This is a genomic window from Geothrix campi (assembly GCF_024609265.1).
Taxonomy (GTDB): Bacteria; Acidobacteriota; Holophagae; order Holophagales; family Holophagaceae; genus Geothrix; species Geothrix campi.
Map to the genome: position 1 here is coordinate 406,942 of NZ_JANHMP010000001.1, position 20,616 is coordinate 427,557.

19 protein-coding genes are annotated in these 20,616 nt (G+C 68.1%); 11 read left to right on the forward strand and 8 right to left on the reverse strand.

The annotated features are described in order from the left end of the window. Positions 1-20: 20 nt before the first annotated feature. A complete protein-coding gene (locus NOV65_RS02010; protein WP_257303801.1) occupies positions 21-2,117 on the forward strand; it encodes a ligand-binding sensor domain-containing protein in 2,097 nt (698 codons plus the stop codon). 59 nt (positions 2,118-2,176) lie between these two features. Here the strand turns inward: NOV65_RS02010 and NOV65_RS02015 are convergent, their stop codons facing one another. Further along, positions 2,177-2,953: an enoyl-CoA hydratase-related protein gene (locus NOV65_RS02015; RefSeq protein ID WP_257303803.1), complete on the reverse strand. Its 777-nt coding sequence runs from the start codon at positions 2,951-2,953 to the stop codon at positions 2,177-2,179. Positions 2,954-3,000: 47 nt separating this feature from the next. On the opposite strand from NOV65_RS02015, the gene nadC reads away from it, so the two are divergent. Continuing rightward, positions 3,001-3,849 (forward strand): carboxylating nicotinate-nucleotide diphosphorylase, encoded by an 849-nt coding sequence (nadC, locus tag NOV65_RS02020; RefSeq protein WP_257303804.1) that lies wholly within the window; start codon positions 3,001-3,003, stop codon positions 3,847-3,849. 141 nt (positions 3,850-3,990) lie between these two features. Here the strand turns inward: nadC and NOV65_RS02025 are convergent, their stop codons facing one another. The 3 genes from NOV65_RS02025 to lipB form a co-directional block, all read right to left on the reverse strand. After that, a complete protein-coding gene (locus NOV65_RS02025) occupies positions 3,991-5,523 on the reverse strand; it encodes a TolC family protein (protein ID WP_257303806.1) in 1,533 nt (510 codons plus the stop codon). A gap of 150 nt (positions 5,524-5,673) precedes the next feature. Next, the gene (locus NOV65_RS02030; RefSeq protein WP_257303808.1) at positions 5,674-6,813 is read right to left on the reverse strand and encodes an acyl-CoA dehydrogenase family protein; all 1,140 of its coding nucleotides are present in this window, start codon (positions 6,811-6,813) and stop codon (positions 5,674-5,676) included. A 199-nt stretch (positions 6,814-7,012) separates the two neighbouring features. Then, complete coding sequence (gene lipB / locus NOV65_RS02035) at positions 7,013-8,143, reverse strand: lipoyl(octanoyl) transferase LipB (protein WP_257303810.1); 1,131 nt, start codon at positions 8,141-8,143, stop codon at positions 7,013-7,015. Positions 8,144-8,200: 57 nt separating this feature from the next. Between lipB and NOV65_RS02040 the strand changes: the two genes are divergently transcribed. Together NOV65_RS02040 and NOV65_RS02045 are read left to right on the forward strand one after the other, a co-directional pair. After that, positions 8,201-9,652, forward strand: a complete 1,452-nt coding sequence (locus NOV65_RS02040) for a serine/threonine-protein kinase (protein WP_257303812.1) — start codon at positions 8,201-8,203, stop codon at positions 9,650-9,652. Between the two features lie 63 nt (positions 9,653-9,715). Further along, complete coding sequence (locus NOV65_RS02045; RefSeq protein ID WP_257303814.1) at positions 9,716-10,945, forward strand: BaiN/RdsA family NAD(P)/FAD-dependent oxidoreductase; 1,230 nt, start codon at positions 9,716-9,718, stop codon at positions 10,943-10,945. Here NOV65_RS02045 and NOV65_RS02050 read toward each other — a convergent pair. From NOV65_RS02050 to NOV65_RS02060, 3 genes are all read right to left on the reverse strand, one after another. After that, positions 10,942-11,952, reverse strand: coding sequence for a type I glyceraldehyde-3-phosphate dehydrogenase (locus NOV65_RS02050; protein ID WP_257303816.1), 1,011 nt, complete (start codon positions 11,950-11,952; stop codon positions 10,942-10,944). The genes NOV65_RS02045 and NOV65_RS02050 overlap by 4 nt on opposite strands. Before the next feature lie 3 nt (positions 11,953-11,955). Then, positions 11,956-12,960: a type I glyceraldehyde-3-phosphate dehydrogenase gene (gap, locus tag NOV65_RS02055; protein WP_257303817.1), complete on the reverse strand. Its 1,005-nt coding sequence runs from the start codon at positions 12,958-12,960 to the stop codon at positions 11,956-11,958. 119 nt (positions 12,961-13,079) lie between these two features. After that, positions 13,080-13,304: a helix-turn-helix domain-containing protein gene (locus NOV65_RS02060; protein WP_257303819.1), complete on the reverse strand. Its 225-nt coding sequence runs from the start codon at positions 13,302-13,304 to the stop codon at positions 13,080-13,082. Between the two features lie 140 nt (positions 13,305-13,444). On the opposite strand from NOV65_RS02060, the gene pyk reads away from it, so the two are divergent. Together pyk and NOV65_RS02070 are read left to right on the forward strand one after the other, a co-directional pair. Beyond that, a complete protein-coding gene (pyk, locus tag NOV65_RS02065) occupies positions 13,445-14,866 on the forward strand; it encodes a pyruvate kinase (RefSeq protein ID WP_257303820.1) in 1,422 nt (473 codons plus the stop codon). A 17-nt stretch (positions 14,867-14,883) separates the two neighbouring features. Next, positions 14,884-15,411 (forward strand): DinB family protein, encoded by a 528-nt coding sequence (locus NOV65_RS02070; RefSeq protein WP_257303822.1) that lies wholly within the window; start codon positions 14,884-14,886, stop codon positions 15,409-15,411. Here NOV65_RS02070 and NOV65_RS02075 read toward each other — a convergent pair. After that, positions 15,390-15,686 (reverse strand): hypothetical protein, encoded by a 297-nt coding sequence (locus tag NOV65_RS02075; RefSeq protein ID WP_257303823.1) that lies wholly within the window; start codon positions 15,684-15,686, stop codon positions 15,390-15,392. The two genes, NOV65_RS02070 and NOV65_RS02075, sit on opposite strands and share 22 nt — an antisense overlap. A 29-nt stretch (positions 15,687-15,715) precedes the next feature. On the opposite strand from NOV65_RS02075, the gene NOV65_RS02080 reads away from it, so the two are divergent. The 5 genes from NOV65_RS02080 to NOV65_RS02100 are packed head-to-tail and all read left to right on the forward strand — an operon-like array spanning position 15,716 to position 20,584. Next, positions 15,716-16,942 (forward strand): CinA family nicotinamide mononucleotide deamidase-related protein, encoded by a 1,227-nt coding sequence (locus tag NOV65_RS02080; protein ID WP_257303825.1) that lies wholly within the window; start codon positions 15,716-15,718, stop codon positions 16,940-16,942. 12 nt (positions 16,943-16,954) lie between these two features. Next, the gene (gene plsY / locus NOV65_RS02085) at positions 16,955-17,614 is read left to right on the forward strand and encodes a glycerol-3-phosphate 1-O-acyltransferase PlsY (protein ID WP_306671916.1); all 660 of its coding nucleotides are present in this window, start codon (positions 16,955-16,957) and stop codon (positions 17,612-17,614) included. Continuing rightward, positions 17,607-18,608: an NAD(P)H-dependent glycerol-3-phosphate dehydrogenase gene (locus tag NOV65_RS02090; protein ID WP_257303829.1), complete on the forward strand. Its 1,002-nt coding sequence runs from the start codon at positions 17,607-17,609 to the stop codon at positions 18,606-18,608. Before plsY ends, NOV65_RS02090 begins: the two co-directional genes overlap by 8 nt. Positions 18,609-18,617: 9 nt before the next feature. After that, positions 18,618-19,682, forward strand: a complete 1,065-nt coding sequence (locus NOV65_RS02095) for a zinc-binding dehydrogenase (protein WP_257303831.1) — start codon at positions 18,618-18,620, stop codon at positions 19,680-19,682. Then, positions 19,682-20,584: a CorA family divalent cation transporter gene (locus NOV65_RS02100; RefSeq protein WP_257303832.1), complete on the forward strand. Its 903-nt coding sequence runs from the start codon at positions 19,682-19,684 to the stop codon at positions 20,582-20,584. The genes NOV65_RS02095 and NOV65_RS02100 overlap by 1 nt, the downstream gene beginning before the upstream one ends. Positions 20,585-20,616: the final 32 nt, after the last annotated feature.

Sequence of the window (20,616 nt, forward strand, 5' to 3'; positions counted from 1 at the left end):
GAAAGGGTTCTATGCGCTGGATGAGTTTCCTTCTTTCCGCTGTCGTGGGGATGACGGCCCTGGCGGATCAACCCGTCGCCACGTTCTCCGGATTCAATGACTGGCTGGGGTCCGAGACCCACGGGGTCCGCATCGGCGCTGATGGCCGCCTGAGCCTGGCACCGAACCTGCGCCGCGTCGGCCAGCTTCCCGAAGGCGTCATCTGGGCGGCGGTGCCGGACGGCTCCGGAGGCGCCTACCTGTCCGCGGGCACGGATGGCAAGCTCTTCCACTACACCGGCGGCCAAGTGAAGCCTCTGGGCCAGGTGAAGGGCGGCATCGTCTTCGCCCTGGCGCGGCTGGGGCAGGATCTGATCGTGGCGCCTACGGGTGAGAGCAAGCTCTTCCGCGTGACGCCCACCGGGGAGGTGAAGCCGTTCGCGGACATCGAGGCCCGCATCGTCTGGGCCCTGGCCGTGGAAGGGGACGCGGTTATCGCGGCCGGCGGTTCCGAGAAGGGCGCCGTGCTGGTCCAGGCCAGGAGCGGTTCCAGCCGCCGCCTGGCGGAGCTGGCGGACGAGACGGCCTTCACGGCCCTGGCGCCGGACGGGCAGGGCGGGTGGTACCTGGGCAGCCATGGCCGGGGTCTGGTGCTTCGCTACAGCCGCCAGGGCGACCGCCTGGAAACCCTGATGGACACGCCCTTCGAGGAGGTGCGGGCCTTGGCTCAGGTGGATGGGCAGCTCTACATCGGCGCCGATAACGGGCTCACTCCGAAGTTCAGCACGGGGCAGCTGGAACGGCGGGAGGGCTACCTCCAAGCGGACACCGCAGTCGCCGCCCGTTCTGCGGTCATCCGCCTGGATCGGGACCGGGTGCCCGAGACCCTCTGGCAGAGCGCCCAGAGCCAGGTCTATGCCCTGACGGCCTGGAAGGGCCAGCTGCTGGTGGGTACCGGCAACCGGTCCCGCCTCTTTTCGCTGCCTCTGGGCAAGGCCCATGACACGGACCCCTTCGCGGTGGTGCAGGAGCTGGGCACGGCCCAGGCCACGGCCTTCCTGCCCTCCGGTGGCGATGTGCTGGTGGTGGGCTCCAACCCCGCTGAGCTGCACCTGCTGTCTGAAGCCCAGGCCACCGAAGGCACGGTGGAATCCAGGATCCTCAAGGGCGCGCCTCTCGCGGATTGGGGCCGGGCCTATCTCGAGGCGGAAACCCCGACAGGCACCAATGTGGAGTTCCAATTCCGCACCGGCAGCACTGAGACACCGGATGCGACGTGGAGCCCCTGGACCCCCCCGCTGCGCAGCGGCGAGCGGCCGGCGCTCCCGTCGTCCCGCTTCGCCCAGTTCCGCCTGCGGCTCAGCAGCACCAGGGGCGGTGCCACGCCCTTGGTGGAAACCGTCACCGTGCACTGGGCCCATCGCAACCTGGCGCCGGTCTGGGAGGGTGTGGACATCATGCCGCCGGGGCTGGTCATCACCCGCACAGCCCCACCCGATGACATCGGCATCGAGCGGGTGCCCCTGGAGACCCAGAAACTCATCCCAGCTCTGGGCTACATGGGGGCTGAGAAGCGCAGCTTCCGCCGGGCCGGCCAGAGCTTCGTCTTCCGGGTGAACGATCCCAACGCGGACACCCTGGAGTTCGCCATCCGGTTGGTGCCCGACCGCGGCGCGCCCATCCTGCTGGAGAAGGCGTGGAAGGAGAAGTTCTTCAGCTTCGACACTCTCCCCGTGCCGGACGGCCGTTACCGCCTGGAAGTGACGGCTTCCGACGCCCCCACGGCTGCCTTCAACGCCACCCTCACCAGCACGTGGCGGACGGCGCCCTTCATCATCGATCACACGCCCCCGACCATCTCCGAGCTCAGCGCCGTGGCCGAGGGCCAGGGGGTTCGCGTCCGGTTCGTGGCGCGGGACGAGACCTCCACGCTGAAAGAGGCTGCCATCAGCGTTGATGGCGAGCACTGGCTCCAGATCGTGCCTGAGGACCGCGTCTTTGATCAGAAAGACGAGCGCTTCGACGTGCTCGTGCCCCGTGATGCCCTGCGCGGTGATCGGATCCTCGCCAAGGTTACCGACCAGAACGGCAACGAGCAGACGGCAGCGGTCCAGGTGGGGGCAGCCGCCAAGCGGTAGCCATCCTCCGCACAGAAAAGCGGGGCCCCTCGGCCCCGCTTTTCTGTGGCGGCCAAAGACTACAAGCCTTTGAACTGCGCCTGGCGCTTCTCCAGGAAGGCCCCCATGCCTTCCTGCATGTCCTGGGTGGCGGCGAGCAGGCCGAAGAGGGCGGCCTCGTACTGGAGGCCCTGTTCCTGAGGCATCTCGAGGCCTTCGTTCACGGCGGCCAGGGCGCTGCGGAGGGCCAGCGGGCCCCGGGACAGGATGGTCTTCGCCAGCTTCTCAGCGGTGGTCTTGAGATCGGCCTGAGGCACCACGCGGCTCACGAGGCCCATCCGGAGGGCGTCGGCGGCGGGGGTCATCTCGGCGCTGAGGATCATGTCCAGGGCCACGCCCTTGCCCACGAGGCGGGGCAGGCGCTGGGTGCCGCCATAGCCGGGGATGATGCCGAGGCTCACCTCGGGCAGGCCGAAACGGGCGTTCTCGCTGGCGATGCGGATATGGCAGGCCAGGGCCAGCTCGCAGCCGCCGCCCAGGGCGAAGCCGTTCACGGCAGCGATGACGGGCTTGGGCATGGACTCGATGCGCTGGAACACGGCCTGGCCGCGCAGGGCCTGGACCCGGGCGGAGGCGGTGTCCAGGGACCTCAGCTCGGCGATGTCGGCGCCGGCCACGAAGGCCTTCTCGCCGGCGCCCGTGACCACCACGGCACCCACCTCGGCGTCCTGCTCCAGGTCCGCGAAGACCAGCTCCAGCTCCTTCAGCACCTCGTTGTTGAGGGCATTGAGCTTCTCGGGCCGGTTGAGGGTGACCCAGGCGATGCGGTCGGTTTTCTCGACGAGGACGAAGGACATGGGGTCTCCTGGTTTCCGGCCATTGTACGCTGTGGGAGGAGTGACCGATGTTCCATCCCCCGCACCCCGAGACCTACCGTGATCAGCTGCGCGCCTTCCTGCGGGAGGACTGGGGCACCCAGGATTGGAGCACTGCCGCCGTTCCGGATCGGCCCATGACGGCCCGGGTGGTGGCCAAGGGCGACCTCGTCCTGGCGGGAATCCCCATGGCGGTGGAAACCCTGAGGCTGACCTGCGCCACGCTTTCGGCAGAGCCGGCCCGGCACGATGGCCAGAAGGTCGCGGCGGGCACCGAGGTGCTGCGCCTGCGGGGCTCCAGCCACGGCATCCTCTTGGCGGAGCGGGTCATGCTGAACCTGCTCCAGCGGCTCTCGGGCACGGCCACCCTCACCCGGCGATTCGTAGACGCCATCGAGGGCACCGGTGCGCGCATCCTCGATACCCGCAAGACCACCCCTGGCCTGAAGCTGCTGGAGAAGTACGCGGTCCGCTGCGGCGGAGGGGTGAATCACCGGCTGACCCTGGGTGATGGCGTGCTGCTGAAGGAGAACCACCTCGCCGCGGCGGGAGGCGTCCGGGCCGCGGTGGAGGCCGCGCGCCGCGTCGCGCCGAACCTCGTGAAGATCGAGGTGGAAGTGGAGAGCCTGGGCCAGCTCAAGGCCTGCCTGGACCTGCCGGAGGTGGACGGCGTGCTGCTGGACAACATGTCCATCGACCAGATGCGCGAGGCCGTGGCCCTGCGGGATCGCAGCGGCCGGCGCCTCTTCCTGGAGGCCAGCGGCAACATCACCCTAGAGCGGGCTCGGGCCGTGGCAGAGACCGGCGTGGACTTCCTCAGCGTGGGGGCCCTCACCCACAGTGCCCCCGCGGTGGACCTGAGCCTGCGCATGGACTGAACAGCAGTCCAGAACCTTTGGACGGGAATAAGAAGAAGCCCGGCTTTGCCGGGCTTCTTCGTGGGGCCCGGGGGTATGCGCGCGCAGCGCGCCCCTAGATCCTTGCAGCGCATGCGCTGCAAGGGGAACCCCCGGACAGAATTACTTCACTTCCAGCTTCCGCGCTTCCAGCAGGTGCCCCAGGGCCTTCTCGAGGGCCGTGACGGCCTTGGCGTAGGTGATCTGGGACTGGAGTTCGCTGCTCTTGGCGGTGTCCAGATCGTTCTGCTTGGAGAGCACCAGGAAGTTGGTGCTCATGCCGTTTTCGAATTTCTTCTGCTCGGCCTCGAGATCCTTTTCCCGGAAGATCCGGGTCTTCTCGGCGGCGGCCACGCCCTTGGCGGAGGCATCCAGGTTGCGGAAGGCCTGCCGGACCTCCAGCGTGATGCCCAGTTCGAGGTCGCGGAGGGTCCACTCGCTCTGGCGGCGGTTGGCGCGGGCCTGGGCCTGACCGCCCCGGGCGGCCCGGTTCTGGATGGGCATGGAGAACTGGAGGCCCACGACATAGCCGGGATAGGCTCCCTTGCTGAGGTCCTTGTTGACCGCGGATAGCCCCTCGGAGGGGATCTGGGAAGCGGCATTGCCGTTGTAGGTGGCGAAGGCGTCCAGCTGGGGCAGGGTGCGGTTGTTGGCCGCGGTTTCGAGGGCCTGCTTGGATTCCAGGTCGAGCCGGGCGGTCTTCAGCTCGATGCGGTTGGCCAGTGCCTGCTTCTCGGCGGTGGCCTCATTCAGCTCCAGGGGCTTGATGCTGGGCGAATCGGCCGGTTCCATTCCCGCGGGCCGCTCAGAGGATGGATAGAGGGCGCGGATGAGGGCATCCTTCGCGTTCAGCAGCTGAGCGTCGGCGGCGATGATGTCCTGCTCGCGCTGGGCCACCGAGGCTTCGGAGGAAGTCACCTCGATGGGGGCCAGGGTGCCCACCTGGACGCGGATCTGGTTCTCCTTGAGCTGCTTCTGGGCCAGGGCCAGGGCCTGCTGCTTGTTCTCGAGGTTCCGCTGGGCGTAGACCACGTCCCAGTAGAGCGATTCCGTGCTGGCCACCAGGTCGATGATGGCCTTCTGGAAGGTGAGGTCCGCGGCCTGGGCACTCTTGCGGGCCACGATCAGGCGGCTCTCGGTGGCATCCCGGCCGAAGCCCTTCAGCAGGCTCTGGGTGTAGGTCGCCGAGAAGCTGCCGTCGTAGGGGTTGGTGGTAAAGGGCGTCTCGGGCCCGCCGTTAACCGAACCTTTGGTGAAGCGGTAGGTGGGCGCGTAGTTAAGGCTCAGGTTGCCGCCCCAGCCGAATGCCTTGGTGGTGCCCAGAGTGAAGTTCCGGGCGAAGCTGGTCGTATCGGAGGAGGTGAAGGGGCCACCGGGGAAGTTCTGGGAGCGGCTGGCGTCCTCGCTCTTGCCGATGCTCAGGCTGCTGGTGAGGTTCCAGTCGAAGGCGCCCTGTTCGATCGTCAGGCCGGCTCGCGTGAAGTCGCGGGTCTCGACGGCGATCTGCACCTGCAGGTTGTTCTTCAGGGAAGTCTCGATGGCGTCCTGGAGGGTCAGCCGCGTGACGGCGGGCTTGGCCCCGTCAGCCTTGGGAGCCTCCTGGCCGACCAGGGAGAAGGCCACAAGCAGGGCCGGGAGGATCGGGGGACGCATCATCACCACTCCTTGGATAATCAAAAAGAGCCGCCACAGGGACAAGTTGCCTACGGACAGGCCCGGGAGCCGGTTTAGAGGGCCCCACAGAAGCAGCATGCCTCCCTCGCATGATGAGGGCAAGAGGTATTCACCACGTGTTGAAAATAGGGTCTATTTCAAGAGTTCCCGGGCGATGACCATGCGCTGGATCTCGCTGGTTCCCTCGTAGATGGTGGTCACGCGCACATCCCGGTAGAGCCGCTCGACGGTGTATTCGCGGGAATAGCCATAGCCGCCATGGATTTGCACGGCGCGGTCGCAGATCCACACGGCGCTTTCGGTGGTGAACAGTTTCGCGGTGGCGGCTTCCACGGTGCAGCTCCTTCCGGCCCCCTTCAGGGCAGCAGCGCGGTAGACCAGCAGGCGGGCGGCCTGGAGCCGGGCTTCCATCTCGGCCAGATAGGTCTGGATCATCTGGTGCTCGCCGATGGGCTTGCCGAAGGAGATGCGGGCTTTGGCGTAGGCCACGCTTTCGTCCATGGCCCGCTGGGCGATGCCCAGGGCCTGGGCCGCGATGCCGACGCGTCCGCCGTCGAGGCCGCCGAACGCCACCTTCAGGCCATCCCCGGGCTTGCCGAGCAGGGCGTCCTCGGGCACGAAGGCGTCCTCCAGGGCCACCATCACGGTCTTGCTGGAACGCAGGCCCATCTTCTCTTCGGGCCGGCCCATGATCACGCCGGGCTGGTTCGCGTCGAGGATGAACGCGCTGATGCCCCGCTTGCCCTTGTCGGGATCCGTGCGGGCCATGGTGACGAAGTAGCGGGCCACGCCGCCGTTGGTGATCCAGGCCTTGGCGCCGTTCAGGTGCCACCCACCCTCCACCCTGGTGGCGCGGGTCTTGAGCGCAGAGGCATCGGACCCGGCATCGGGTTCCGTGAGCATGAAGCCGCCCAGCACCTCGCCGTTGGCCAGGGGCTTCAGGTAGGTCTGTTTCTGGGCCTCGGTGCCGAACGCCAGGATGGGAGCGCAGGCCACCGAATTGTTCACGCTCATGGCCACGGCCACCGAGGCGTCCGCATAGGCCACCTGTTCGAGCGCCAGGATGTAGCTCATGAAATCCACGCCCGCGCCGCCGTAGGCTTCCGGCACCGTCATGCCCAGGAAGCCCATCTCGCCCAGCTGCTGGAAGATGTCCTTGGGGAACTCCCCGCTGGCGTCGCGGGCCGCGGCCCCGGGGGCGATCTCCGATAGGGCGAAGTCCCGGGCGGCGTCACGGACGGCGGTCTGATCTTCGGTGAACTTGGGAAACATGGGCACTCCAGGGAACGGTTCCAGGTTAACAACCTGGCCGGGGGCCCTCCGGAACCCGGAGCGTCGCGTGTCGCGGATCACAGACCACGCACTGGCCGAAGCCCCGCCCCCGAGCCGGGGGCTCCCAGGTCTGCGGGAGCAGGCGCCGTTGGGAGCCCGGGAGGGGGCTGGCTGTGGCCTCGAGGCCCGGGCCCGAAGGTCAGCCGTACGCCAGCCATGCCTTCAGGAGCTTGAGGGCCGCTTTGGATCCCTCCCACTTCATCAGGGCATGGGCCTCATCGAGGCCACACCACTTGAATTCGCTGTGCTCCAAAGGTTCCAGGCGGACCTGGGCCTCTCCCGGGACTTCCATGGAGAAACAGGTCTCGGTGTTGAAGCGGGGCTCCGCATCGGGGAAGTGGACGATGGCGGGATCCACCCAGAAGCTGTGGGAGAGGCCCAGAGGCCGCAGCGTGCCCGTGAGGCCAGTCTCCTCCATGAGCTCGCGGTGGGCGGTCTGCTCGGGGGCTTCTCCAGGTTCCATCATGCCGGTGACGCTCTGCCACCAGAGGCCGTGTGCGGGGACGCGCAGCATCATGAGGATCTCCGGGCCGTTCGCGCCGCGGCGCCAGGTCATGGCCGACACGCTGCGGCTGGGCTGCCGGGTTGGTTGGAGATCCAGGGCCAGACAGGTTGTGAGATGGCCCTGAAGGTGATCTGCCGCCACCTCCCAGGTGGGCGCGCCTTCCGCCAGCAGCGAGTGGAGGCTGCACACCCCCTTGTCCGTGAAGCCGCAGGGCGTGATCCAGCGGAAGTGATCGAGGTTGGGGTGCACGTTGAAGGCGATGCCGTGGGTGGTGATCCAGCGGCTGAGGTGGAGGCCGATGGCGCCCAGTTTCTCAAGGCCTCTCGGCGTTTCCACCCAGATGCCCGGCGCGCCCTTGAGACGGTCGGCCACCACGCCGAAATCCGCGGCGGTGCGGATCATGGCCTCCTCGAGCCCCCGCACCAGACGGCCCACGTCCTCCCGGCCGCCCCGCAAGTTGCAGATGGGATAGGCGACGATCTGGCCGGGGCCGTGGTAGGTGACTTCGCCCCCGCGGTCCGTGCGATGGACGTTCACCCCCTGCGCCGCCAGGAAGTCGTCGCTCATGTGGATGTCGGCAGGCGTGGCGTTGCGACCCAGGGTGAAGACCGGGTCGTGCTCAAGGATTACCAGCTGATCGGGAATCCCTTCGCCGCCGACATAGGCCGCCAGGGCTTTCTGCAGACGAAGTCCGGCGGGGTAGAACACGCGCCCGAAGCGGCGGAGCTGGGCGGGGCGGGGAGTGGAGAAGCCGGCTTCGGACATGCCTCGAGTGTAGCCGGGGCGACGGTCCGCTCCGGCTCTGGCATGATCGGAGGAAGGATGAGTCTGGATCCTTCCACGATCGGCCGCTTCAAGGTCCTGGGTACCCTCGGCTCCGGCGCGATGGGTACGGTGTATCTGGCCGAGGATCCCCTGCTCAAGCGGGCCCTGGCCATCAAGGTGGTCCGTGAGGGCACCGGCGACGCCGAGGTGCTGCTCCGCTTCAAGCGCGAGGCCGAGATCTCGGCCCGGCTGAACCATCCCAACGCCATCACGGTCTTCGATGTGGGCGAAGCGCCGGATCTGGGGCCCTACCTCGTCATGGAGTATGTGGACGGGGAATCCCTGTCGGACCGGATCCGGCGGGGCCCGCTGAACCCGGATGAGGTCGCGGGCCTGCTGATCCAGGCCGCCGATGCCCTGACGGCGGTCCACGGGTTGGGGATCCTCCATCGGGACATCAAGCCCGACAACTTCATGGTGGCGAAGGACGGCCGTCTGAAGCTCATGGACTTCGGCATCGCCCGGGGTGACCAGGGCCGCCTGACCACGAGCTCGGCCTTCCTTGGGACTCCGGCCTATGCGGCGCCTGAGGTGTTGAACGGCGTCCGGGCCACGCCCGCCTCCGACCAGTGGGCCCTGGTGCTCACGGCCTTCGAAATGCTGACGGGGACGCTGCCGTTCGCGGCGGACAGCGTGGGCGCCACGCTTTACCGCATCGTGCACGAGGCCCCGGTCTGGCCGCCGGATTTCGCACCGGCCCTGGCTGCGGTTTTCGGGAAGGCCCTGGACAAGGACCCGGGAAAGCGATTCCCGGATCTGACGGCCTTCCTCCGGGCCCTGATCGAGGCCCTTCCCCTGGGGCCGGAGCGCCGGGTGGCCCATGTCGCCCAGCTCGACTCCACGGCCCCGGTGAAGGCCACGGGAACCCTGAGGATCGAGCGTGCGATCGCCGAGTCCTCTCCCCGGACCCGCTGGCTCTGGGGCGGCGCGGCCCTCATCACGGCTCTGGGACTCGGATTCCTCGCCCTGCGGCCCGAACCCAGCCGGGTGCTATCCATCGAATCGAGGCCCGGTGGCGCGGAGGTGTTCCTGGATGGAACCTCCCTGGGGCGGACGCCGCTGCGGCAGGTCGTGGTGAAGGGCAAGGCGGATCTGCTCCGCCTGGAAAAGCCGGACTATCTGCCCCTCGCCTATCACCTGAAGGCGGAGGACAAGGATCTGGCCCTCCGGCTCCAGCCCGCGCCGTTCCAGGTGCAGGTGGCCAGCGAGCCGGCGGGTGCCGAGATCTTCCTGGACGGCGAGTCCAAGGGGAAGACACCTGCAGCCATCGAGGTTCCCGGTGAAGGCAGCCACCAGCTGCGGCTCGACCTGGAGGGGTACCAGTCCTGGACGGCCATGCCGGAGCGTCACAAGGCTCTGCCAGACCCCATCCGCCTGCAGAAATACCACGGCAAGAAGGGGCCGGGCGGGGGGAAGATCAAGAAGTTCTTCAAGGGGATCTTCCAGTAGGAATTGCAGCTATGGCCATGCCTGGGGCCGAGCGCTGACCGCCGCTTCCGCCATGATGGAGTCATGGCGAAGGTGATTGTGGTGGGTGGGGGTGCGGCGGGGCTGGTGGCGGCCTGGCGGGCAGCCTCGCTGGGGCACGCGGTCAGCCTGCTGGAGGCGAACGGCCGCCTGGGCGTGAAGCTCCGCATCAGCGGCGGCGGCAAGTGCAACATCACTCACGACGGGCCTCCGAAGGCTCTCATGACGGCCTTTCCCATGGACCAGGCGCGCTTCCTCAGGCCCTCGCTGCACGCCTTCGACAACCGGGCCGTGCTGGACCTGCTGCACCGGGAGGGCGTGGAGACCTACACCCGCGACAATGGCCGCGTGTTTCCCCTGGATCGCCCCGGCAGCGCGGCGGCGGTGGTGGCTGCCTTCGAGACCCTGGCGCACCGGGCGGGTGTGGACGTACGAACAGGCGCCCGCGCGACGGCGCTGGAGGGCAGGGTCCCCCGCCTGGCCGCGCTGCGGGTGGGTGAGGAACGGTTCACCGCCGATGTCTTCATCCTCGCCACGGGGGGAGCCAGCTATCCGGAGACGGGCACCCGGGGCGAGGTGCTGGGCTGGTTGAAGCAGCTGGGTGTGCCTGTGAAGGCCTGGTTTCCGGCCCTGGCCCCGATCCCCATGACGCGACCCCGCCCCACCTGGGAGGGCGTGGCGCTGCGCGGCGGCGAGCTGCGTCTGAGCGCGGGAATCGCTGGCCGTCGCCTTGGGGTTTTCGCGGGGGACATCGTCTTCACGAAGACCGGGGTGAGCGGCCCCGCCGCCTTGGAACTGAGCCAGGCCGCGGAGCGGGCCCGCCGCGATGGGGCGGCATGGCTGGCATATGCCGCCACCCTGGAGCCGCCGGAAACCGTGGACACTTCGATCCAGTCGGAAGCCCGGGGCAATCCCCGCCTGCTGGCGGCCACCTGGTTGCAGCGGCACCTGCCGGAACGATTGGTGGATCCGCTGCTGGAGGAGGCCGGGATCGGCCGCGCGCTGATGCTGAAGGATCTCTCGAAGGCCGCCCGCAAGACGCTGGTGGGCCTGGCCACGGCCCTGCCCCTGGGCGAGCCCCAACCGGTGCCCCTGGCCCGGGGCGAGGTGGCGGCCGGTGGCGTGGAACTGGCGGCCGTGGATCCCCGCACCATGGCCCTGCGCGGCTGGGAGAACCTGCGTATCTGCGGCGAGCTGCTGGATATCGATGGTCCCGTGGGCGGCTACAACCTCCAGGCGGCCTTCAGTACCGGCTACGTGGCCGGTTCCGTCTAGATTCGTCCCGCCAGATCCACCACCAGTTCGCAGAGCCGCGCGGCATATCCCGTCTCGTTGTCGTGCCAGCCGAAAACCTTCACGAAGCGCGGGCCGAGCATCATGGTCAGGTCCAGGTCCATCAAAACGCTCTCGGCGCGCCCCGTAATGTCGCTGCTGACCACGTGCGGATCCGCCAGACCGACGAGGTTCCTCCAGGACCCGGCGGCGGCAGCCTCGTAGGCGGCCTTCACGGTGGCGACCTCGGCATCGCGGCGGAGGGTGGCCACTACATCCACCAGATTGACGTTGAGGGTGGGCACGCGGAGAGCCACGCCATCGAAGGCGGCGGGCAGGTCCGGCATGGCGCGGTGCAGGGCCCCGAAGGCGCTCGAGGTGGTCGGGATGATGCTCTTGAAGGCGGCCCGGGCCCGGCGCAGATCCTTGTGGGGAAGATCCAGCAGGCGCTGGTCGTTGGTGACCACATGCACGGTGCTCATGCCCGCATGTTCCAGGCCGAAGGCCTCATCCAGGATCTTCAGCATGGGCGCGGTGGCATGGGCAGTGCAGCTGGCGTTGGAGATCACGCGATGCTGTTGGGGATCGAGCCCGGCGCCGTTCACCGGGGCGATGACGGTGAAATCCGCATCGGGGCTGGGAGCGCTGATCAGCACATGGGAGACGGCGGCCTTGAGGTGCCTGGCCGCATCCGCTCGCCGGGTGAAGCGTCCGCTGGCCTCGACCACCAGCCGCGTGGGAGCTGGGAAATGGATCTCCGCCGGATCGGTGGCATGGAAGAGGGGCACGCGATGGTCCCCCAGGAGCAGGAAGTCCTGCCCCCCTTCGGTGAATCCTTCGATCGGTTTATCCGAGGGACCATGGACGGAGTCGTACCGGAGCAGATGCACCAGCTGGTCCAGGGGAGCCGGATCGTTCACGGCGCCGAGAAGCCCGGGTCTTGAGGCTGCGAGTCGACGTACCAGCAGTCGGCCGATGCGGCCGAGGCCGTTCAGGGCGATAACCGACATCAGCTAGATCCGCTCCAGCACATGCACGCAGAGATCCTTCAGGCGGGCGGCGTAGCCGAATTCGTTGTCATACCAGGCGAAGACCTTGACCAGCCGCGGCCCCAGCACTTTGGTGAGATAGGGGTCGTAGAGCGTACTGGCGGTCCGTCCCACCAGATCCGCGCTCACCAGCTCGGCGTCGAGGATCTCGAGGTAGGGGACCAGGGGGCCACTGGCCGCGGCTTTGCGGAAGGCCTCCTGCACCGTTTCCAAGGTGGCGTCGGATTTGAGGGTGGCGGTCAGGTCCACGATGCTCACGTCGGGAGTCGGGACGCGCACGGCCAAACCGTCCAGGCGGCCCTTGAGGTGGGGCAGCACCAGGCCGATGGCCTTGGCGGCGCCGGTGCTGGTAGGAATCATGCTGAGGGCCGCGGCCCGGGCCCGACGCAGGTCCTTGTGGGGCAGGTCGAGCAGGCGCTGATCATTGGTGTAGCTGTGCACCGTGGTCATGAAGCCGTATTCGATGCCAAAGGCGTCATCCATCACCTTCACGACCGGGCCCAGGCAGTTGGTCGTGCAACTGGCGTTGGAGATCACGTGCTCAGTGGCGGGATCCAGCGTCGTTTCGTTCACGCCCATGACCACGGTGCGGTCCGCATCGCCGGACGGGGCGCTGATCAGCACGTGGCTGACGCTGCCCTGGAGGTGGGCGGCGGCCTGGGCGCGCTTGGTGAACTTCCCCGTGCACTCCAACACCACCTGGGCCCCTTGGGCGCCGAAGGGGATGAGCTGGGGGTCCTTCTCGGCATAGACGCGGATGCGTCGGCCATCCAGGACCAGGTAGTTCCCGTCCGAAGCCACCGGGAAGTCCGCGGGGCCGTGGACGGAGTCGTACTTCATGAGGTGGGCGAGCGTGGCCGCGTCGGTGAGGTCGTTCACCGCCACCACGCGGACATGGGGGACCTTCATCAGGTGCCGCAGCACCAGCCGCCCGATCCGCCCCAACCCATTGATGGCCACCTTCTTCATGGCGCCCTCCGAACCCCTGTTGTAGCGGCCCTGGCTGGCCCTGTCGAAAGAAAAGGCGGCGCGGTATGCGAAATGAAAAACCCGGCGAGGCCGGGTTCTCGTCCGCGGAAGGGCGGGGATCAGCTCGCGAGGCTCACACGCCTGAGTCGGCTGGGGGGAGCCTCCAGCTTCTTGGCGAGGGTGTTCCGGTGGATGCCCAGTTCGCGGGCCGCGGCGCTGTGGTTGCCCTCGTGGGCCGCCAGCACCTCCTCCAGATAAACTCGCTCGAACTCGCGTCGTGCCAGCTCCAACGTCACGCCGCCACGCACCATTTCGGCTACGAGGATACGCAGCTTTTCGCGCATTCCATCTTCTCCATCAACCGTATCGGGACCAAGAAGGTAGCACCGCGGTGACAAGAGTGAAAGCCCCGTGACAACTTCAAAACGCAGGCGCAGACTGTGGAAAAGTGTGTGGAATGCCTGTGCAGGCAACGGGAGCTGACGTGCGCAAGACCAAACTCGTGATGACCTTGGGACCAGCCTTGATGCAGGGCGATCGGCTGCGGGAATCCCTTCGCGAAGCCGATGCGGTCCGTCTGAATGCCAGCCACGGAGATCCTGCGACCCGCCTGGAGGCCCTTCAGAAGGTGAGGGCGCTGGCCGCGGAACTCGGCCGATCCATTCCCATCTTTCTCGATCTCCAGGGGCCGAAGTGGCGGATCGGTGAGCTGGCGGCTCCGCTGGAGCTGGCCGAGGGCAGCGAGGGGGCCTTCTTCGCCACCGGAAGTCCGGCCCCGGCAGGGCTGGCCTGGGCCGCGCCGCTGCCCCATCCGGAACTGTTTGAAGGGGCAGCGCCGGGGCAGCACTGGCTGCTGGACGACGGGGCCATCACCGTGGAGATTCTCGCCAGGACCCCCACCCTTCTGAAGGCCCGCGTGCTCATCGGCGGGCCGCTGAAGGGCCGCAAGGGGATCCATCCGATCGGCATGGAACTCAACATGGACCCGCTCACGGAGAAGGACCACGCGGACATCCGCTGGGGGGTGGAGCACGAGGTGGACCTGTTCGCCCAGAGCTTCGTCCGTCGCGCCTCGGATGTGCAGCAGCTCCAGGCCATCATCCAGCACCTGGGCGGGACCCAGCCCATCATCGCCAAGATCGAACATCCGGCGGCCCTCTCCCACATGGACGAGATCCTCGATGTCTCCTGGGGGGTGATGGTGGCCCGCGGCGACCTGGGTGTGGAGCTCGGCGTGGAGCGGGTTCCCGGCCTCCAGAAGCAGATCATCCGGGCGGCCCGAAAGGCCCTGAAACCCGTCATCACCGCCACGCAGATGCTGGAGAGCATGATCGAACACGCCCAGCCCACCCGGGCCGAGGCCAGCGACGTGGCCAATGCCATCTGGGACGGTACCGACGCCGTGATGCTCAGCGCCGAGAGCGCTACCGGAGCGCATCCCGTCGAAGCCGTCCAATGGCTTGCCCGCATCGCCGCGGAGGCCGACGCCAACGTGAAGCAGCGCACCCCCACGCTGCCTGATGAACTGGCAGAGAAGGTCCTCTCCCGCACGGACATCTCCGTGGCCTTCGCCGCCTGCCGCACAGCGGATGAGATCAACGCCCGCTGGATCGTGGCCTTCACCGAAGGCGGCGGCACGGCCCGCATGGTGAGCCGGCTGGCGGGTCGCACTCCGGTGCTGGGCGCCACGGTGGACGAGGTCACGGCCCGGCGCATGGGCCTGCTGCGCGGCGTCACCGCCCTGATGATCCCCCGGGTCAGCAGCACGGATGAGATGGTGGCCGTGGTCCGTGAACTGCTCGTGACCAAGCACCAACTGAAGAACCTCGACCGCGTGGTCATGACCATGGGCCTGCCCTTGTGGAAGACCGGCAGCACGAACACCATGAAGGTGATGACTTTCTAGCCCCCAGGAGCCCCACCATGAGCTTGAGCCGTCCATTGCCCGGTGAATACGCCGAAGGCTACGCGCCCTACATCGCCGCCGCCGTTGAGGGCGATGTGCTGACCCTGCTGCAGGGCCAGATGGGTGAAGTGGCCGCGTTGTTCGCGGGGTTGTCCGAGACGCAGGGCGCGTTCCGGTACGCACCCGGCAAATGGAGCCTGAAGGATCTGCTCCAGCACCTCAGCGACGCCGAGCGCATCTTCGCCTATCGCTGCCTGCGCATCGGCCGGGGCGATGCCACGCCGATGCCGGGATTCGAGGAGGATGCCTACGCCGCTGCCGCCCAGGCCGATGCTCGCTCCATGGCCGACCTGCTCGCGGACTGGCGCGCCGTGCGCGCCGCCAGCCTCAGCCTCTTCCGCAGCCTGCCGGACGAAGCCTGGGGCAACCAGGGCACCACCAACAACCGGCCCATCACCGCCCGCTGCATTCCCTACATCGCGCTGGGCCATGCGGCGCACCACCTGGCGGTGATCCGGGAGCGCTACCTGCCCGCGCTGAAGTAGCCCTTCCACCCTTCCAGGGCGTCCGCCAGCTTCTCCAGCTGGGTCGTTTCCGTGGTGCGGAAGCGGCTCACCAGCTTCCAGCCCTGGGCCACTTTCTGGTAGCGGTGGAGCCAGAGGAAGGGGCCTTCCCACTCGCTTTCCGGATCAAGCCGGGTCTTCACCAGGAAAACCACCGTGGTCCAGGGTCCCCGGGCCAGAAAGCGGCGGCCCAGCTCCTGGAGGCCGGACTCCTCGTCGGATTCCAATACCAGGTCGTCCAGGTCCGGGATGATCATGGTGGCTCCTTCTGGGGCATGATTCTACGATGCGCATCGAATGCATCGCCATCGGGACCGAACTGCTCACCACGCGGCGCCTCGACACGAATTCCGTGTGGCTGGGTGAGCGGCTGGCCGAGCTGGGCCTGGCCTTCCACCGGAAAACCGCCGTGGGGGACAGCCGGGAGGACCTGGCGGGGCTCTTCCGTGAGGCCATGACCCGCTCCGATCTCATCATCACAACCGGCGGACTGGGGCCCACTTTCGACGACTTCACGAAGGAATGCTTCGCCGAGGTCCTGGGCGCGGAACTGCTGGAGGACGCCCAGAGCCGAGAGGACATCCTGGCCTTCTACACCGCCCGGAAGCGGGTGCCGCCGGCTTCGAACTTCAAGCAGGCCCTGCTGCCCGAAGGGGCCGAGGCGCTGCGCAACCCGGTGGGCACCGCACCTGGGGTGTGGTGGCAGGATCCGCCAGCCCATCCGGGCCTGCGCATCGTGATGCTGCCGGGAGTACCCCGCGAGATGAAGCGCATGTGGGAAGAGCAGGTCGCACCGCGTCTGCGGACCCTGGCCGGCGAGGCCGTGCGTACGCTGCGCATGGTGGTGGCGGGCGTGCCCGAGAGCGCCCTGGACGAGCGCATCCGCGCGGTACGTGAGCGGCACGGCCAGCTGGACTGGACCATCCTGGCCAGCCTCACCCAGGTGGAACTTCTGGCCCGGGGACCCGATCCCGCGGCCCTGGAAGCAGCCCGGGTGGATTTCCTGCCCGTGCTGGGCGAGGATCTCGTGGGCGTGGGCGCAGGCAACCTCGAGGACGCGGTGTTGGCGGACCTGAAGGCCTGCGGCGAGACCCTGGCTGTGGCTGAGAGCATGACCGGCGGCCTGCTGGCCGCCCGGCTTACGGCCATCCCCGGTGCGAGCGAGGCGTTCCTCGGCGGCGCCACGGTCTACTCCGCGAAGGCCAAGACCGCCCTCCTGGGCCTGGGCGCCGGCCGCCTGGCCCAGGAAGGCACGGTGTCCGAGTCGACCAGCCGGGCCCTGGCCGAAGCGGTCCGGACGAAGCTGGGCGCCACCTGGGGCCTGGGGCTCACGGGCAATGCCGGCCCCGGAGCCGAAGGTGAGGCGCCCCTGGGCACCGTGTTCATCGCCCTGGCTGGACCCGATGGCACCGACTGCAGGGTCTACACCCTGCCAGGCGATCGGGTGGATGTGCAATTGCGTGCCACGGCCTGGGCCCTGGACCTCCTGCGGCGGACCATCCGGAACGGCTGATACACTGCGTCCATGCCATCGACGTTCGTGCCTTCCCCGATCCTCTGGTGCCTCGCCGCCTTCCTGTGCGGCAGCATCCCCTTCGGTCTCCTGCTGGTGAAGCTGGCGGGGAAGGGGGATGTCCGCGCCCACGGCAGCGGCAACATCGGCGCCACCAACGTAAGCCGGGTGGGGGGCAAGGCTCTGGGCATCATCACGCTGCTGCTGGACATCGCCAAAGGCTTCCTGCCGATCTTCCTGGCGAAAAAGGCCGGATTGAGCGTCGACATGCTCGCCCTCATGTCCTTGGCGGCGGTCCTGGGCCATGTCTTCACCCCCTGGCTGAAGTTCCAGGGCGGCAAGGGCGTGGCCACGGCCCTGGGGGTGATCCTTGCCGCAGACGCCACCATGATCCTGCTGCCCATGGGCACCTTCCTCTTCGTGCTCTGGCTCACCCGCCACGTCAGCCTCGGCAGCATCCTGGCGGCGGCCATGGTGCCCGTGCAGCTGGTGCTGGCCCACGATGCCCATCGGCCGGTGGAAGCGCTGCTCGGGCGTGGCCCGGCGCCAGTCCTGCCCTGGGCCGCCCTGGCGCTCCTGGTGATCTGGAAGCACCGCGAGAACATCCTGCGCTTGCAGGCGGGTACCGAGTCCAAGCTCTGGGGCGCCAAGAAGGAGGACGCACATGTCTAGCGGCGCGGACATCGGCGTCTTCGGTTCCGGGGCCTGGGGCACGGCCCTGGCCATCACCTGGGCCCGGGCGGGTGCGAAGGTGGCCCTCTGGGGCAGCTTTCCCGAGGAAATGGCGCAGATGGCCGCCACGCGGCGCCACCTGCGCTTGAAGGATGTGGAATTTCCCGACCGGCTGGAAACCTCGAATGATCCGGCCGCCGCCTTTGCTGCACCCCTCTGGATCTCCGCCATGCCCACCCAGGTGACACCGGATGCTTGGCGCAGTCTGCGCCCGAAGGCACCCGGGGCTCCCGAACTGGTGATCCACGTGAGCAAGGGCATCCTCCAGAGCACGCACCAGACGCTCTCCCAGGCCCTGACGGGGGTGTTGGACGTGCCCGTGGGCGCCCTCTCCGGCCCCACCTTCGCGGACGAAGTCAGCCGCGGCGTGCCGTCCGCCATCGTGCTGGCCCTGCCGGATACCGTGTCAGATGCCCGCGCCAAGGCCCTCCAGGCCCAGTTGGCTTCGGAGAAGCTGCGCATCTACCTCAGCCGCGACGTGGTGGGTACTGAACTTTGCGGCGCCCTCAAGAACGTCCTCGCCATCGCCGCGGGCCTGGTGGACGGCCTGAAGCTTGGCTACAACGCCCGTGCCGCCCTCATCACCCGGGGGCTGGCCGAGATGGCCCGCCTGGTGGAAGTGCTGGGAGGCCAGCCCTCCACGGTGATGGGTCTCGCCGGCATGGGTGACCTGCTGCTCACGGCCACGGGACCGCAAAGCCGCAATCGCACCTTCGGCGAGATGGTGGGGAAGGGCAACAGCGTGGAAGCGGCCCGGGATGCCCTGGGCGGCCAGATCATCGAGGGCATGTTCACCACGGACGCGGCCCTGGCCCTGGCCAAGGAGCATGGCCTCGACCTGCCCATCGCCGCCGAAGTCCAGCGTCTTCTCAATGGCGAACGCCCGGAAGAGGCCGTACGGCGATTGATGACACGGTCCTTGAAGTCGGAATAGGAGGCCGCCATGGCTGAAGCCTTCCGTTTCCGGGTGAGCCAGCATGGTCCGGCAGGTTCGCCGGTGCGCGAGGCCTTTGTGCCTGCGGACCCGAAGCCGGGTTGGGTGCGCCTCGAGTTGAAGGCCATGGCTCTGAACCGGCTGGACCTCTGGACCACCGAGGGGATCCCGGGCGTCCGGCTGCCCCTGCCAGTCACGCCGGGCAGCGATGGGGCGGGAATCATCGAGGCTGTGGGTGAGGGGACAGTACTGCCTCCGGGCCTGGAGGCGGGCGGCAGCGCCATGATCGCGCCGGGCCTCAGCTGCGGCGTCTGCCCAGCCTGCCTGCGCGGCGACGACATGCTCTGCCCTTCTTACGGCATCCTCGGGCACGTCTGCGACGGCACAGCGGCCACCCACGTGCTGGTACCCGCAGCCAACCTGCTGCCCATTCCCCAGAACTGGGACTTCGAGCAGGCGGCGGCGTTTCCGCTGGTCTTCCTCACGGCCTGGGAGATGCTCGTCCACAAGGTGGCCCTGCGACCCGGCGAAACCGTGCTGGTGTGGGGCGGGGGCAGCGGCGTGGGCAGCGCGGCCATCCAGCTGGTGAAGGCCCTGGGGGCCTCGGCCATCGCCGTGGTGGGCAGCGAGGCCAAGGCCATGAAGTGCTGGGATCTGGGTGCCGAGCATGTGCTCATCCGGAGCGACATGAAGGCCCTGGCCGCCAAGGTGCGGGAGCTGACCGGCAAGCGCGGAGTGGACGTGGTCTTCGAGCACACCGGCGCCGCCACTTGGGGCACGAGTCTCTCGGTCTGCGCCCGGGGGGGCCGCATCGTCACCTGTGGTGCCACCGCCGGCTACGAAACCCCCTTTGATCTGCGGGCGCTCTTCGCCAAGCAGATCCAGATTCGCGGCTCGTACATGGGGCGCCGGGAACACCTCTGGACCCTGCTCTCGCTGTTGAAACGCAACCCCACCAACCCGCCCTTCCGCCCTGTGATCGACCACGTCTTCGATCTGGCCGAGTATCCGGGGGCCCAGCGCCACCTCGAAGCCGGGCAGGGCTTCGGCAAAGTGGTCTGCCGGGTGTCCTGATGCTGAGGAACCTGCCGCTTCCGGAGGGCTCCACCTTCACCTGGGTGGATCTGGTGGATCCTAATGCTGCGGAGATGGCGGAGGTGGCCGACCGCTACGGGCTTCACCCCGCGGCGGTCCGGGATCTGCTCAACCAGCCCCACCTGCCCAAGTACGAGCGCCTGCCAGGCCAGCAACTGCTGATCCTCCGGGCCTACGACGAAGTGGCCAAGCGGGGCGACACCATCCAGGCCATGACCCGCCGCCTGGTGGTGCTGATGATGGAAGGCGCCATCATCACTGTCCATCGGCGTGAGCAGCCCTTCTTCGCCGAAGCCGCGCAGCGGGCGGCGGTGGGGCAGGCCCTCCGGCCGGAGCAGCTGGTGTTGTCCCTCTGCGCGAAGGCCGTGGCCTCCTTCGACGAACCCCTGCGGGAGAGCGAGGAGAAGCTCGACCAGATCGAGGCCGCCCTCTTCCACCGCAAGCTCCCGCACCAGGGCATCCGGCAGGTCTACGGGCTCAAGCGCCGATGCGCCGTCATCAAGCGGACCCTGGGGCGCATCACCACGGCTCTGGGCCCCCTCAAGGAGCAGGCCCGCGATGACCAGGGGTTGCTGGCGGATGTGGTGGAAGAGGCCGACCGCCTGCACACCTGGGCGGACGAGCTGCTGGAAAGTGCCACTCATCTCATGAACCTGGAGATCAACCTGGCCAGCCAGCGCACCAACGAAGTCATGCGGGTGCTCACCATCTTCAGCGCCTTCTTCCTGCCCCTCACCTTCATCGCCGGCGTCTATGGCATGAACTTCAAACGGATGCCCGAATTGGAGCACCGCCTCGGCTATCCCCTGGTGATCGGAGCCATGCTGCTCACGGCCCTGGCCATCTGGGCCTGGTTCAGGCGCAAGGGCTGGCTGCGCTAATCTCCAGGGGGCCAGCACCTCCAAAACGGGTA